Raw genomic sequence first — 14,895 nt, forward strand, 5'->3', positions numbered from 1 at the left:
ATGACGGCGTTTGTGTACCTAAACCTGACGGAAGAAGCGCCGTTTACCTACCAAAAGCCTCTTCTCACCTGGGTGAAGAATCAGTTTCCAGAGGTAGTGACCTTTGACTTGGACGCCGCCTCTGACCCTATGTTGCAGAGCCATGCCCAGCGCCTGCTGCAAGAATCCCGTTTTTGCCTTCTTTTCCTGAAAACAGGCCAAAAACGGACGCTGGGGTCAGAGATGAAACTGTTAGACGTGCTTTTCAGGAAACAAACGGGCGCGGCCGTCGCCAACTGGGGACAGCATCCTGCTCTACAAACCGTTCTGCAAGCTAGGCCTTCCATTGAATTCGCCCAAGGCGCCACTCCAGAGGACCTCTATCCGTTTTTAGCCTCGTTCCTCGGAAACAGCCTAAAAACGAATGATGTGCAGATGTGAAAATGTGGCGATTTGAAAATGGTTTTTCTTCGTCTCCCAATCTGCACATCTGCCAACCATTCATTCTCTCAATCCTTCAACTGAAAAGTGTCTGCGTCCAGATGCCAGGGCAGTTTGGCTCTGGTTTCCTCTAAATGGGCTCTGGACAGGGTGACGGTTGCTACGGCTTCCTGATGCTCGGTGTGGAAAAGGGTGGCGCCCAATAAATCATAGGCGGCGGAGTCCCCGGAATAGTAATGTCCCTTGGCATCGGTGCCCACGCGGTTCACGCCTATGGTATAGGTCAGGTTTTCAATGGCACGTGCTTGGAGCAGGGTAGTCCAGGCGAAGCGGCGGCGGTCTGGCCAGCTGGCAATGTAAATGAGCACGTCATAGGCCACGGGCGTGTTGCGCGCCCATACCGGGAAACGCAAATCGTAGCACACCATGGGGCAGATTTTCCAGCCTTTCACCTCCACAATCAGTCGTTCCTGACCGGCGGTGTACACCTCGGTCTCACCCGCCATCCGGAACAGATGGCGCTTGTCATACTGCGCGTGGGTGCCGTCTGGGCGCATCCAGAGAAGACGGTTGTAGTATTTTCCGAGCTCCTGGATGATGAGGCTGCCCATGACCACGGCATCCGTCTGTTGAGCCATGCGCCGCATCCAAGCCACCGAGTCGCCGATCATTTCCTCGGCCAGCTCTGCCGCCTCCATGCTGAAACCAGTGGTGAACATCTCGGGCAAAATAACCAAATCCGTTTCGGGGAGCTGAGTGATTTTCTTCTCCAGTTTGGCCCGGTTGGCGGCCGCGTCATGCCAGAGTAAATCAGCTTGGATAAGGGAAACGCGCAGGTCAGACACCATTTTCATTAGAAATTAAATAGTAAAAATCATGGATTGGGCAGCGAACAATGGGCGAAAATTTGCGACTTATTCAATGTTTGCCAACCAATGCAAGGTACAACCCGAATAAGAACATTGGAAATTTAGAAAGAGAAGATGCTGAAGATAGCCATAGATATGGATGAGGTCATGGCCGACCCCATCGGCAAGTTTATTGAATTGTACAACCGGGACTGCGAACTGCAACTGACCCTGGAGGCGCTCCATGGCAAGGAAGTGCATGAGGCGGTGCCGGCAGAACATTCGGCTAAGGTTTGGGAGTACATCAACGCCGAAGGATTCTTTAGGGACCTACAGGTAATCCCCGATAGCCAGGAAGTCATCAAGGCCCTGACCCAGAAATACGAGGTCTTCATTGTGAGCGCCGGCATGGAGTTTAGAAACTCACTCATTGACAAGTTTGACTGGCTACAGGACCATTTCCCGTTCATCGGCTGGCAAAACTACGTCCTCTGCGGCGACAAATCCATCATCGGGGCCGACATCATGATTGACGACCGCATCAAGAACCTCCGTACGTTCTCTGGTGAGCGCAAGCTATTGTTCACCTCAACGCATAACGTCCACATCACCGAGTTTGAACGGGTGAACACCTGGAAGGAAGTAGCGGAGAAACTGCTGTAAGTTGTTTTTGGCTTATTTCTAGAAATCAGGCTGAAAATGACTTTTTATAATTGGGGCTTCTTCGTCCCCCTTTGAAGGGGATAGGGGGATGACTTGGTGTAGCTGATTCCTATTTTCTGCTTCTGCCTCCCAACGCCGTTCTTCCCAATTCCTTCTTTCTTACTTTCTACCCGCGTTTGTCACTTTTCTCCTTGATGAGAAAAGTAACCAAAAGAATCAAGAAGAAAAGAAACTCGCTGAACGCTCGGACAGTCTTTTCTTCACAAAGGTGCACCGAGAGAAGCTATCTATTCCATAGCGGACTTACGCCTCAGCCAATCGAACAGTCATTACTTTCTCCCTCGGGCAAAGAGACTTAAATTGACCAGTCTCTTTTCCCTCGGTCAAGGGTAGGCGGATTAGTGGAGGAGACGTTGAAACGCCTTCATCGCCCGGCAGGCGGAAATCCATTGTGACTGATAATTCTCGACTCAGGTTCGAGACTCATAACTGGCACAAACGCTCAGCCGCAGATATTAGCGTTTCTTCTTTTTTAGCGAAGCAGAAGCGCACTAAACGGTGGTCGGTGTGGTCATGGTAAAAGACGGAGATGGGGATGGTGGCCACGCCCACTTCCTGGGTTAGCCATTGGGCGAATTCCACATCTGGCTTGTCAGAAATAGAAGAGTAGCGCGCCAACTGGAAATAGGTGCCGGCGCAGGGAATCAGCTCAAATTTGGACGGCTGCAGCAACTGGGTGAACAGGTCGCGTTTCTGTTGGTAAAAAGCTGGTAGCGTAAGGTAATGTTCCTGGTTGTCTAAGAAAGCGGCCAGCGCATGCTGGAACGGTGTGGCCGTGCTGAAGGTAAGGTACTGGTGCACTTTCCTGAACTCCACGGTAAGTGCGGACGGGGCAATACAGTAGCCCACTTTCCAGCCGGTGGTATGGTACGTCTTCCCGAAGGACGAAATCACAAACGCCCTTTCCGCCAGGGCCGGCACTGACAGAAGGCTTAAATGCGGTTTGCCGTCAAAGACCATGTGCTCGTAGACCTCATCGCTCAGAATCAGGAACGAATGCTTCTCTACCAACCGGGCTAACGCATCCAAATCCTCTTGTTGCCAGACGGCACCCGTTGGGTTGTGCGGCGAATTCAAGAGTAGCAGCTTGGTCTTGGGCGTGAGCTTGTCTTCAATCTGCTGCCAGTCCAGGGCAAAATCTGGATACGTCAGAGACACATACACCGGCACGCCGCCGCTCAACTCAATGGCAGGCACATAGGAGTCGTAGCACGGCTCCACTACCAGCACCTCGTCGCCGGGCTGGACCACGGCGGCAATGGCGGCAAACAGGGCCTCGGTGGCGCCAGACGTGACGGTGACCTCCGTGTCTGGGTTGGGCAGGTAGCCGTACAGCTGCTGCGTTTTCTGACTGATTTTCTGACGCAAAGCAGGTATGCCGGCACTGGGCGCGTACTGGTTGTGGCCTTGGCGCATGGCCTCCGTGACCAGGTCCATCAGTCCGTCGGGGCAGTTAAAGTCCGGGAAGCCTTGGGCCAGGTTGATGGCGTTGTGCTGCAGGGCTAGCTGCGACATGGTGGTGAAGATGGTGGTGCCTACGTGGGGTAGCTTGCTTTGGAGAGAAAGAGCGGTCATGCGGTTTTGGCCTGTTTTCTCAAAAATAAGCAAAAAACGATGCCGTAGCCTATCCTCTCAAGACGGTCTGCACCATTTCCTGCAAGGTGGGAACCATCTCCTGCTCATACCACGGGTGGCGCTTGAACCAGGCAATGTTCCTGGGCGAAGGATGGGCCAAAGGCAGGTACCGGGGCAGGTAGTCTTGCCAGGCTTCCACGGTCTGGGTGAGGGTGGCTTTGGCCCGTTCCTGCAAGAAGGCTTTCTGGGCATAACCGCCAATCAAGAGCGTGAGTTGCACGTTGGGCAACATAGGCAACAACTGCGGATGCCAGTGCTGGAAACACTCTGGCCGCGGCGGTAAATCACCAGACTTCCCGGTGCCCGGAAAGCAGAAACCGGTGGGCACAATGGCGATGTTGGCCTCGTCATAGAATTCCTTTGGCGTGAGGCCCATCCATTGGCGCAGGCGCTTGCCGCTCTGGTCATCCCAGGGAATGCCCGAGGCGTGCACTTTGGTGCCGGGCGCCTGGCCCACTATCATCAACTTTGCGGTGGAGGAGGCTCTTAAAACGGGTCTGGGCCCATGTGGTAAATGCGCGGCACACAGTTGGCAGGCGCGTATCTGGGTGAGGAGGTCTTGCAACATCAAAAGGGCAACAACCAGATCGGCGTTTTTGTGCTACTTTCTGGAAATTAAGCCAAAAACGGACGGGCCTGAAAACAAAGAAGCCAGCACCTATGGGGCGCTGGCTTCTGCTATCTGGTTCTACTCGTTAAAACGTGTGGTCCACTGATTCATCGTCCATGGGGAAGGCTCGGTAGAGCATCCAGGATATGGCGATGGAGGTGATGGTCAAGGCAATGATGATAGGTTTCATCTTCTTGAGGTTTTAACGGTTAATGGCGCGAGGAGTAATTGCCGCTGTTGGGATCATGGCCGCGGTGGCTTTCATCTGACCAGCGCGGGCCATGCTCACGGCCTCTGTCCCGGTAAGAGCGGTACTCATAGTTGTGGTCGCGGTCGCGGTCTGGATGCACGTTACCGGTGTTAAAGCCATGCGTTCCGCGGTTCCAGAGGTTCTGCGCGCCGTGTCTGATGTCATGCCATACTTCGCGTAAGCCTTCACCCATGTCGCCTAAGATGTCACCTTTGTCACGGTCTACGCGGTGGCCCGCGTTGTCTGTGTAGCGGTGCTCCCGGTACCAGTCATGGTTGCCGCTGCCGTAGCGGTAGTCATCATCTTTGTAGCGGCTGCGTCCGCCGGGCCAGTCATTGTACGGGTTGTTCTCTGGCAGCGGCGGCTCTGTGCGCACGCCCCTTGAGTCCATGTAGGCACCACGGTAATAGTTCTCATTAGAGTCATCCATGCGGCGCTGCGGCGGTACGTTCTGGGAATGGATGTTGTCATGCCCTTGGCCATAGGAGTCCTGGATGGCCGAGTAGTTGCCACGGCTGTCACCGTACGGAGAAAAATGCGAGTTGCCCTGACCTTGCGACGACGCTGGATACGACTGCTGGCCTTGGTTCATGCTGCGGCTGTCACCGTAGTTAAGGCTGCTCTGGCTGCGGTACGGGCTGTTCTGGTTGGTGCCGTAATGTCTTTGACGGCTTCCGCCCAGGTCTGCGTTGGAGTTCATGCCATACTGGTCTTCCGGGAAATGGCTTCTGGTCTGGTGGCTGGGCCCGGTGTGGAAGTTGTTTCTAGGATCCCAGTGGCTGCCCTGCGGCTGTTGGCGTTGTTGGTTGTGCTCTTGGTCACGGCGGTACAAGTCACGGCCCAGACGTTGGTTGTCTTGCTCATCCCCCTGGTTGGGGTTTTTATAGGTATTGTCTTGCATGGTAGTAAAGTTTTGGTCGTACATCTGGCGGTTCCCGGAATATGCGGTCACCCACCTCTTGCTACGTTTACGATAGCCCTTGCAGAGAGTTAAGAAGCCTTTGCACTATGCGTCGTTTTTAGCCTCTTTTTCAGAAAAGAAGTGAAAAACAACCGGCAGCCTATAACCTTTCTGCCGGAAGGCAGTATGAGCATGAAGAACTTAAATGAGGGTAGTGTGATATGAAAAGATTTTTGCCTCTAATCAGTATTTTTGTGTTGTTTATCTTGATGCTCTCCGGCTTTGCGCACGCGCAGACAAAGCATTCTTCTGTGCGCATAGAAAACTCGGCCACCTATCAGATTCCTGCCAACACCACCAACGCCATCCAGTAAAAAAGCAAGCAAAGACAGCACGCCTACTGCCTGTCCACCCCATAATAGAGAAGGGCTACTTAGATGATCTAAGTAGCCCTTCTCTATTACAAAATGCGTATGCTATTTTTCTGGGAAATACGTCTCCATGATCTCAAGGATGTGGGCCTCTTGCAGGGGCTTAGAAATATGGCGCTGTACGGCATTGTATTGTTTTAAGCGCTCCAGGTCATAGAAGCTGGCAGAGGACGTAAGCATCATCACCAACACGCAGTTCTTTAATTCCTGCGGAAGGTGTTCATACTCCTCCAGAAACTCAAACCCGTCCATGACCGGCATCTTGATGTCCAGTAGAATCAATTCTGGGTTGGGGTGGCCAGCGTCATGGTTGGTTTGTAGAAACTTGAGGGCTTCCTCTCCGTTGGTGGCCACCTCAATGCGCTCAGCGGCATCCAGATTGTTCAGGAGCCGCTTGTTGAGGTAATTAGTGGTTTCATCATCATCCACCAGTAATATGAGATTAAGCCGTTTCATGGAGTAAAGGTAGGTAAAAACCCCTTACAGGTTCTCTTTAAAATAAATAGTGAAAGTAGTGCCTGTATTGACCTGGCTTTGCACCTCAATGCGCCCTCCGTTTTTCTGCAAAATGCGGTTAACAATATAAAGGCCCAGCCCAGAACCGTCTACATGGTTATGGAAACGCTTAAACATCTGGAACAGTTTTGCACCGTGCTTCTCCAGGTCCATGCCCATGCCATTGTCCTGCACCGTCAACACCAGAAACCCGTCCTCACGAGCTGAGGTAATGGTGACTTCTGGGGTGCGTGTAGAAGAGCGGTACTTGACGGCGTTGCTCACCAGGTTGTAGAGAATACTCTTGAGGTTCACCCGGGAGAACAGGAGGGAAGGCGCCTCTTCAAAATGGGTGATGATACTTGCGCTGTTGCGGTGCAGCAGATCCTGGATGCTTAGTTTCACTTCCTCCACCATCTCTTCCAGGGCTACCTCTTCTTGATGGGAGTCTATGTTCTTCTGCACTTTCACAATCTCTGCCAGGTCATGGATGGTTCCCTGTATCTGGGTGAGAGACTTGTTGAACATGTTTATGAGCAAATTGGCGTCTGGGTCCTGGAACGTGGCGCTCTTGGTGAGTTCCTCAAAAATACGCGCCATGTTGATGATGGGCAGCTTTAAGTCATGCGAGGCCGTGTACACGAAACTGTCTAGGTCCTCATTGATATTCCTGAGTTCCTGGTTGGTCTGCTCCATGAGCGACTCATTGCGTTTCTGGTCCTCAATGTCTGTACAGGTACCAAACCATTTGATAATCTGGCCCTCTGCGTTGCGCTGTGGCAATGCCCTGCCTAAGAACCACCGCCATTCCCCGTCAGAAGCGCGTTTAAAACGGTATTCAATTTCATAGGGTTCGCCGGTGGTCAAGGACAAGTGCCAGCGGGCTTCTGCGCGGGCCTGGTCATCTGGGTGCAGCAGGTTGTTCCACATCTGGGTGCCTTTGCTGTCCTCTACATTATAGCCGGTGTAGTCCACCCACTGCTGGTTAAAGTAGTCATGGAAGCCCAGCGCGTCTGTCGTCCAGACCAATTGTGGCATGGAGTCTGCCAGGAACCGGAAGTTCTTGGTGCTTTCTTCCAGGGCTAACAGCATTTGTTTGTGATCCTCCATGTAGGTGTGCGTACCTACCCACTGCGTGATGGTGCCCTCTGCATCGCGCACGGGCACGCCTTTGATCAGGAACCACCGGTACTGGCCGTCTTCTTTGGACTTCCAGCGGTTTTCCATCTCAAACTCCTGACCCGTCTCCAGTGACTTCAGCCAGTTGGTGATAGTGCGCTCCATATCATCTGGGTGCATGAAATCCTGCCAGCCCCAGCCTTTTAAATTCTCAAAGTTGGTGCCCAGGTAGCCTTCATACCACTTGGGGCTGTAATAGTCCACGTCACCGTTGGGCTTGGTGGTAAAGGTCATGTGGGGCAGGGCCTCTAAGAGGTTGAGGGTGCGCTCATGAGACACCTTTAAATCCTGGGCCAGTTGTTCAGCCTCTTGGCGAATAAGCACCTGCTCCGTTACCTCCACTATCAGGATCATGATGCCTTCCACCAGCTGCTGGTCATCAAAGAGCGGTTGGTAGACAAAGTTGAAGTAGCCCAGCTCTAGCTGCCCGTTGCCAGTACGGTCCAGGAACGCTGAAGACTCGTTCCCGAAATAGGTTTTGCCGGTAGCGTAGACGTTCTCTATGATCTCAAAGTAACCCTGGCTTTTAAGCTCGGGCAAAACAGACTTGAACGGCTTGCCCACCATGTCACGGTGGCCTAGCAACTGCTTGAACTGGGGAGTGGCAAAGTCTATGAGCCAGCTGGATCCCTTGAGCACGGCAAACTGCACCGGCGACTGGGCCAGCATGCGCTGCACGTACTCATCCCGCTCCTTGAGCTTCTGCTGGATGTTTTTCTGCTCCTGTATATCTGTGTTCACCCCAATCCAGGCCAGGATGGTGCCGTTCTCATTGTATACGGGCGTGGCGCGTATGCTAAACCACCGGTACTGCCCGTCTGCGGCTCTCTTGAGCCGGGCCTCATTCACGTACTCTTTGCCCGAGGCGATTGACTGTGTCCAGATGCGGGTGGTGTACGCCAGATCATCTGGGTGCACCACGCCTTCCCAGCTTTGCTCAGGGGACGTGGTGCCGGTGTAGCTGTACCAGGCTTTGTTATAATAGTAGACATAACCATCCGCGTGCCCAACCCACGCAATCTCTGGGATGCTTTCTAGTAAGGTGCGCACGTGCTCCTCACTTGCTTTAAGTTGGGCCGCGTATTCGTTCTTTTCTGTGATGTCCAGCATGGCGCCAATCATGCGCACGGGTTTGCCGGTCTTGTCACGGGCAATGATGCCGCGGTCAAAGATGTCGGCGTAGGTGCCGTCCGCTTTCCTGAACCGGTACTCATCCTGCCAGTTGGTGCCGGTAGCGCTGTCTATGACATGATGGATGCTGTCCACTACGCGGGTAGCATCTTCTGGATGAATACGGCTATACCAGGAGTTGACATCATGTTCTATGTCTTCTTCTTTGTAGCCAAACGTTACTTTAAAGCCTTCATTCCACCAGACATAGTCATTCTCCAGGTTCCAGTCCCAGATTACGTCATTGGTGGCTTTGGCCATGAGCTCAAACCGTTCCAGGTTTTCTTTGGCCAGGCGTTCTGTTTTTTGCTGTTCTTCAATGTCTAAGAGGGTGCCCAGCATGCGGTAGGGGGCGCCTTCCTCGTTATAGAGAATATACCCGTGGTCTACCACATGCGTGTAAGTGCCATCTGCCTTTAAAAAGCGGTATTTGCCGGTCCAGGCTTTTTCTTGCTTCGCTACGGTTTTGTTTAAGCTGGCCCGCAGGCTCTGGTATTCTTCTGGGTGCACTCGCGCATCCCACTGGGCCGGGAGTTCACCTTCTGCTGTAACAGGATAGCCAAAAATCTGCTCAAAGTTCTTGCTCCAAAACAGCCTGCCGGTTTTAATGTCATAGTCCCAGGACACGCCGCCCGAAGCCGCGACCATGGCGTCCATGCTGCCTTTGGTAATCTCCTGCTCGCGCTTATGAAGCTGGCTTTCTGTGACGTCCTCTACCGTATGGATAATGTAGGAGACTTCTTTCTGCGCATCTAAGACGGGCTTGCTTTTAAGGCACCAGTATTTTTCCTCATAGGTGCCGTCCGGCCCCAGCACGTCATGGCGTAAAGGCTTTTGCAGCGTATGGGGCTGCTTGTGCAAAAGCACGTAGTCCAAGGATTGCTGAATAGGGTCTATGGCATTGGCAGAAGGAGCTGCGGGGTTGGCCGGAAAAGCCTCAAACAGGTTTTTACCAATCAGGTGCTCTCTGGTGGAATGGGTGGCGGCCAGGTAGTCATCTGTGGCTTCTAGCACCACCAATTCTGGGGTAAGAATGACGTGTTGCCCCGGTAGCGCCTGTAGAAACGTGTGCAAATCCAAAGCGGGCGAAACTGGGGCTGCGGTACTGGTCATACTCTCAAGAAAATATCGTATTGGCAAGGATAACCCTTGGGCTGCTCTAATTGTTCAATGGATTGGCAGAAGGGCAGGGAAAAGCGTTTTTGGCCTGTTTTGGGGGAAATAGGCCAAAAACGCGTATAGACTATGCTTTCAGTTCTTCAAAAATGGCTTGCGCCGTTGCCAATGTAGAGACATTTTCTACAATTACAATCAACTTGTCCTTGGCTTCTTTTAACCTGGACCGGCGCGAGTGCTGCTGCACGTACTGTAAAATGCGACTAAAGGTTTCAGATTGGAAGAAAGGATCATTGTTCTGGCTAGGAATGTAGCCCTTGAGCGTCTCTTTCTTGATGGTGAGTTTCTCAAAACCAAGGTGACAGGCCTCCCAGCGCATTTTCACGATGGTCACCAGTTGCTCTACTTGCTCTGGCATGGGCCCGAACCGATCCACCATTCCCGCCACCAATTTATTGAGGCTTTCCATGTCTTTGACGCTGTCCAGCTTACTGTACATCTGCAGACGCTCAGAGATGTTGCTGATGTAGTAGTCTGGGATGAGAATCTCCAGGTCCGTTTCAATAGAACATTCCCGGATGGGTTCAATGAGTTTATCCAGGTCCACGTCTTTGAAGAAGAGCTCCTTGAACTCGGTCTCCTTCAACTCTTGCACCGCCTCATCCAGAATCTGATGGTAAGCCTCAAACCCAAGGTCTGTAATGAAACCGCTCTGCTCACCGCCCAGCATGTTTCCCGCGCCGCGTATGTCCAGATCGCGCATAGCAATCTTGAAACCTTCGCCCAAATCTGAGAATTCCTCCAGGGTACTCAAACGCTTGCGAGCGTCTGATGGCAGACCCGACACCGGTGGCGTTAGCAGGTAGCAGTAGGCTTTTTTATTGGAACGACCCACGCGCCCACGCATCTGGTGCAAATCACTCAGGCCAAACATGTGCGCACGGTTGATGATGATGGTGTTGGCGTTAGGTATGTCCAGCCCGCTTTCAATGATGTTAGTAGACACCAGCACGTCATACTCGCCCTCCACGAATCGCATCATGCGTTTCTCTAACTCCTCTGGGTCCATCTGGCCATGGGCGTAGGTCACCTTGACGTCTGGTACCAGTTTCAGAATCAGGTTGGCCATCTCCTCAATGTCCGCTATGCGGTTGTGCACAAAGAAGACCTGGCCTTTGCGCTTCAGCTCAGCGGCGACGGCGTCTCTGATGAGGGTGTCTTCAAAGACGTGCAATTCTGTCTGGACCGGTTGGCGGTTAGGTGGCGGCGTGGCAATTACGCTTAGGTCGCGGGCACCCATCAAAGAGAAGTGCAGCGTACGCGGAATTGGCGTGGCCGTGAGCGTAAGCGTGTCCACATTGATTTTTATCTCTTTGAGGCGGTCCTTGGTTTTTACCCCAAACTTCTGCTCCTCGTCAATGATCAGCAAGCCCAAGTTCTTGAACTTGACGTCCTTGCTGGCTAGTCGGTGCGTGCCAATCAGGATTTCGGTCTTGCCTTCGGCCACGCGGGCCAGGGTTTCCTTAATCTGCTTGGTGGTCTTAAAGCGATTGATATACTCCACATTCACCGGAAAAGCCTCCAGGCGGTCCCGGAACGTCTTATAATGTTGCATGGCTAGGATGGTGGTAGGCACCAAAACGGCCACCTGCTTGCCGTCACAGGCCGCTTTGAAGGCCGCGCGGATGGCAATCTCGGTCTTCCCGAAACCCACGTCCCCGCACACCAGTCTATCCATGGGGTGCGGTTGCTCCATGTCGTTTTTCACGTCTTCAGTGGCTTTGCCCTGGTCTGGAGTATCTTCATAGATAAAGGAAGACTCCAATTCTGCCTGCAAGAAGCCGTCTCTTGAGAACGCATAGCCGGGAGCGGCCTTGCGCTTGGCGTAAAGCCTGATGAGCTCGGCGGCAATGTCTTTGACCTTGCTCTTGACCTTCTTTTTCTTGTTCTCCCATTCTGGGGAGCCCAGCTTGCTCATGCTAGGCGGCGTACCTTCCTTGCCGGTGTATTTAGTGATTTTGTGCAGCGAGTGAATACTCACGTACAGCAAATCATCATCTCTATAGACCAACCTAATGGCTTCCTGCAGCCTGCCGCCTACTTCAACCTTGTCCAACCCGGCAAACCGCCCGATGCCGTAGTCCATGTGCGTGACATAGTCCCCCGACTTTAAGGTTTTGAGTTCTTTAAGCGTAAGCGCTTTTGACTTGGAATAGCCTTCTTTGGTTTTGTGCTTGTAATAGCGCTCAAACAGTTGGTGGTCTGTGTAGGCGACCAATTTTACTTGGTCGTCTACGAAGCCTTCGCGCAGGGCCAGCATCATGTGGTGGAACCGCACGTCATGGTCCAGTTCGTCAAAAATGGTGAGCAAGCGGTCTGCCTGGCGCGGCGACTCAGAGGCGATGACGTTCACGTAGCCGTTGCTCTGGTTCTCATGCAGGTTGGCCGCCAAGCGCTGAAAATCCTTGTTAAAGGAAGGCTGTGGGTGCGCTTGAAACTGGACCACTTCGGCGTTCTTAAAGTTGAAGCGCTTGCCAAACTCCACTAAAGTGAATTTCTCCAGGCCTTTCTTAAACGCTTTTCCGCTTTCAAACAGGTCTGCGGGTTTGGAGACTATCTGCACGCCGGCGCTGTGCTCCAGCATCTCCTGGAACGCCTGCTCAGCTTTCTCATAAGACTCGCTTACCACCTCCACGGTTTGGCGGTAGTCCTTCACCCAGATTTTGCTGTCTTCGGGGATGAAGTCCAAGAACGACTCGCGGGTCTCTTGCAGCAGTTTGGTCTGCACGTTGGGGATGATGCTAATCTGCTTCTTCTGCTCTACAGAAAGCTGGGTGTTGGGGTCAAAGGTCCTGATGGATTCAATCTCATCGCCAAATAACTCCAAGCGGTAGGGTAACTCGTTGGCATACGAGTAGACGTCTATGATGCCGCCGCGCACGGCAAACTGGCCGGCCTCATACACAAAATCGGTGCGCTCAAAGTCATAGCTGTTCAGGACCTCAGTGAGGAAATTGACGTCCAGCTTTTCGCCTACCTTGGCGCCCAGCGTGTTTGCCACCAGGGATTTCTTATTGATGACCTTCTCCGTGAGGGCCTCTGGATACGTCACAATCAAAGCCCCGGCCCCGGCGCGGTCGTTGAGGCGGTTAAGGACCTCGGCTCTTAATAAAATGTTGGCATTCTCGGTGCTGTCAAACTGGTAAGCCCGCTTATATGAGCTGGGGAACAGCAATACCTCTTGGGTGTCTTCTAAGAGGCTAGAAAGGTCACTGTAAAAATAAGCGGCCTCTTCGCGGTCATGCAGGATGAACAGGTGGGTGCGCGGCTGCATGGTTTGCAGGGTAGAAGCCACTACGGCATCCAAACTGCCTACCAGACCTTTCAACTGCACATGGGTAGGCTCTGCCACAGACAAACGCTGGGCCACGGTCTGCACGACGGGGTCCTGGCGGTATAGCTCTAAAAATTGAGTTGCTTTCAAGGGGATATTCTTTCCTGAGATAGTAGGGCAAAGCTAGCCATTCTTGCCGGTTACTGGAAACGCAGCAAACTAGCCAAAGTTGTTTGGGTAAATGAATTAATGAGAGTAGAATCAAAGGTACTCTTGAAGAATTGGGAAGTTGACCTTGACAAACGTCAAAGTGCGTTTTTGGCCTCTTTACCAGAAAAGAGGCCAAAAACGCACTGCTATCAACAATTCTTCTTTACAATCTGCCCATGCCCGGCGTGAACCTATTCCTGATCCTTCAGCTTGCCCTCCATTTTCTGCTTGAACTTCTCCAGTTTAGGCTTGGAGACGGCGCGCATGTAAGGGTTGTCTGGGTTGGTTTTGTAGAAATCCTGGTGGTAGTCTTCGGCTACGTAGAATTCTTTTAGCGGCTCTACCTGCGTGACAATAGGAGCCTGGAAGGCACGGGCGCTGTTGAGTTTGGCAATGTAGGCGTCAATCTGGGCTTTCTCCTCGGGTGTTTTATAGAAGATGGCGGAGCGGTACTGGGTTCCTACATCGGGGCCCTGGCGGTTGAGGGTGGTAGGGTCGTGCGCCGCGAAGAAGGCTTCCAGCAACGTCTGGTAGCTAATCACCTTGGGATCATAGTGAATCTGGACGGCTTCGGCGTGGCCGGTCATGCCCGTAGTCACTTGCTCATAGGTGGGATTCTTGACGGTGCCGCCGGTGTAGCCAGAAACTACCTCGTGCACGCCTTTGAGTTTTTCAGCGGATTCCTCGGTGCACCAAAAACAGCCACCCGCAAACGTGGCCACGGCCAAGCCTTCTTTGTTAATAGGAGCAGAGGCGGTGGTTTTTTTGGTGGAAGTCTGCTTCTTGTTTTGGCTCTGGGCACAGGACGTGAAGCCCAGCAATAGTATAAGAGAGAAGAATAAATGTCTCATAAGTAAAGGCGATTTGGTGCCTATTCTATAACCGGTTGGGGCGGGCAATAGTTTCTAAATATGAGGCAGACGTCCAATCCTTTTCAATCCGTTTTTGGCCTGATTTCCTGGAAACAGGCCAAAAACGAAGTCTTAGTAAGAAGCGTCGTGTTGCTGGTTCTGCTGATAGATTTTCCAGGCGAAGAGTCCCACGCCGGCCGCTATCAAGGCGTAGGTTAGCCAGGTGAGCCAGCCACCAGAATCTCGACGCAACACATCCTCGGCGGTTAAAAAGCTTTTGTTGATTTTGGGCGCTGATAAACTGTAAATGCGTCGGTTGCCTTCGTTCTTCACAGGGTCTTCCTTGGCATTGTATTCCACCCGGAGGCGTTCGCCAATCTTAGCCTGCGCTTTAAAGGCGGCCGTGTCAAAACGTGCTATTTCATGCTTGGGCAACACAAAACGCTCAGTGAGTTCTTGCAACCAGATGCCGTAGTCCAGATCTCCTTTCTCGGTTTTCTTGAAAGAGTAATTGCTAAGGGTGCCTTCAATGGCGGTGAGGTCTTTGGGATTCTGTACCACTTGCGTGCCGTATTGTAAGCCTAATAGTATTAGACCAATCACCAAGAGAATGGTGGCTGGCAAGAACTGCCTTGACACGGTAAGCGGGGTGTTGAGAATGCCAATCTTTTTTCTGGGTGGTCTAGCCATGAATGTTTCTGTTAAATGCCAAAGATAAGAAC

General features: G+C 52.5%; 12 protein-coding genes. 3 read left to right on the forward strand and 9 right to left on the reverse strand.

Annotated features, from left to right (window positions below):
* Window positions 1–420, forward strand: coding sequence for a hypothetical protein (locus tag TH61_RS08770; protein WP_066508353.1), 420 nt, complete (start codon window positions 1–3; stop codon window positions 418–420).
* A gap of 68 nt (window positions 421–488) precedes the next feature.
* On the opposite strand, the gene TH61_RS08775 is transcribed toward TH61_RS08770, so the two are convergent.
* Window positions 489–1,274 carry an amidohydrolase gene (locus tag TH61_RS08775; RefSeq protein WP_369796875.1) on the reverse strand — a complete coding sequence of 262 codons (786 nt, stop codon included), beginning with the start codon at window positions 1,272–1,274 and terminating at the stop codon, window positions 489–491.
* A gap of 129 nt (window positions 1,275–1,403) precedes the next feature.
* On the opposite strand from TH61_RS08775, the gene TH61_RS08780 reads away from it, so the two are divergent.
* On the forward strand, window positions 1,404–1,931 hold the full coding sequence (locus TH61_RS08780; protein ID WP_066508356.1) for a 5'(3')-deoxyribonucleotidase: 528 nt from the start codon (window positions 1,404–1,406) through the stop codon (window positions 1,929–1,931).
* A 483-nt stretch (window positions 1,932–2,414) separates the two neighbouring features.
* Here the strand turns inward: TH61_RS08780 and TH61_RS08785 are convergent, their stop codons facing one another.
* The 3 genes from TH61_RS08785 to TH61_RS08795 all read right to left on the reverse strand — a co-directional run bounded on the left by TH61_RS08785 (window position 2,415) and on the right by TH61_RS08795 (window position 5,438).
* Window positions 2,415–3,566: a pyridoxal phosphate-dependent aminotransferase gene (locus tag TH61_RS08785; protein ID WP_066512714.1), complete on the reverse strand. Its 1,152-nt coding sequence runs from the start codon at window positions 3,564–3,566 to the stop codon at window positions 2,415–2,417.
* 49 nt (window positions 3,567–3,615) lie between these two features.
* Window positions 3,616–4,194 (reverse strand): uracil-DNA glycosylase family protein, encoded by a 579-nt coding sequence (locus TH61_RS08790; protein ID WP_066508360.1) that lies wholly within the window; start codon window positions 4,192–4,194, stop codon window positions 3,616–3,618.
* 251 nt (window positions 4,195–4,445) lie between these two features.
* Complete coding sequence (locus TH61_RS08795) at window positions 4,446–5,438, reverse strand: hypothetical protein (protein WP_157600666.1); 993 nt, start codon at window positions 5,436–5,438, stop codon at window positions 4,446–4,448.
* A gap of 170 nt (window positions 5,439–5,608) precedes the next feature.
* Here TH61_RS08795 and TH61_RS18140 point away from each other — a divergent pair, with 170 nt between their 5' ends.
* Complete coding sequence (locus tag TH61_RS18140) at window positions 5,609–5,761, forward strand: hypothetical protein (RefSeq protein WP_157600667.1); 153 nt, start codon at window positions 5,609–5,611, stop codon at window positions 5,759–5,761.
* A gap of 102 nt (window positions 5,762–5,863) precedes the next feature.
* Here the strand turns inward: TH61_RS18140 and TH61_RS08800 are convergent, their stop codons facing one another.
* The 5 genes from TH61_RS08800 to TH61_RS08820 form a co-directional block, all read right to left on the reverse strand.
* The gene (locus TH61_RS08800; RefSeq protein ID WP_066508362.1) at window positions 5,864–6,274 is read right to left on the reverse strand and encodes a response regulator; all 411 of its coding nucleotides are present in this window, start codon (window positions 6,272–6,274) and stop codon (window positions 5,864–5,866) included.
* Between the two features lie 24 nt (window positions 6,275–6,298).
* Window positions 6,299–9,775, reverse strand: a complete 3,477-nt coding sequence (locus TH61_RS08805) for a PAS domain-containing protein (RefSeq protein ID WP_066508363.1) — start codon at window positions 9,773–9,775, stop codon at window positions 6,299–6,301.
* A gap of 130 nt (window positions 9,776–9,905) precedes the next feature.
* Complete coding sequence (gene mfd / locus TH61_RS08810; RefSeq protein WP_066508365.1) at window positions 9,906–13,262, reverse strand: transcription-repair coupling factor; 3,357 nt, start codon at window positions 13,260–13,262, stop codon at window positions 9,906–9,908.
* Window positions 13,263–13,513: 251 nt separating this feature from the next.
* A complete protein-coding gene (gene msrA, locus TH61_RS08815) occupies window positions 13,514–14,173 on the reverse strand; it encodes a peptide-methionine (S)-S-oxide reductase MsrA (RefSeq protein ID WP_066508366.1) in 660 nt (219 codons plus the stop codon).
* A 132-nt stretch (window positions 14,174–14,305) separates the two neighbouring features.
* The gene (locus TH61_RS08820; RefSeq protein WP_066508368.1) at window positions 14,306–14,863 is read right to left on the reverse strand and encodes a hypothetical protein; all 558 of its coding nucleotides are present in this window, start codon (window positions 14,861–14,863) and stop codon (window positions 14,306–14,308) included.
* Window positions 14,864–14,895 lie beyond the last annotated feature (32 nt).

Source organism: Rufibacter sp. DG15C, from assembly GCF_001577755.1.
In the GTDB taxonomy this organism is placed as follows: Bacteria; Bacteroidota; Bacteroidia; order Cytophagales; family Hymenobacteraceae; genus Nibribacter.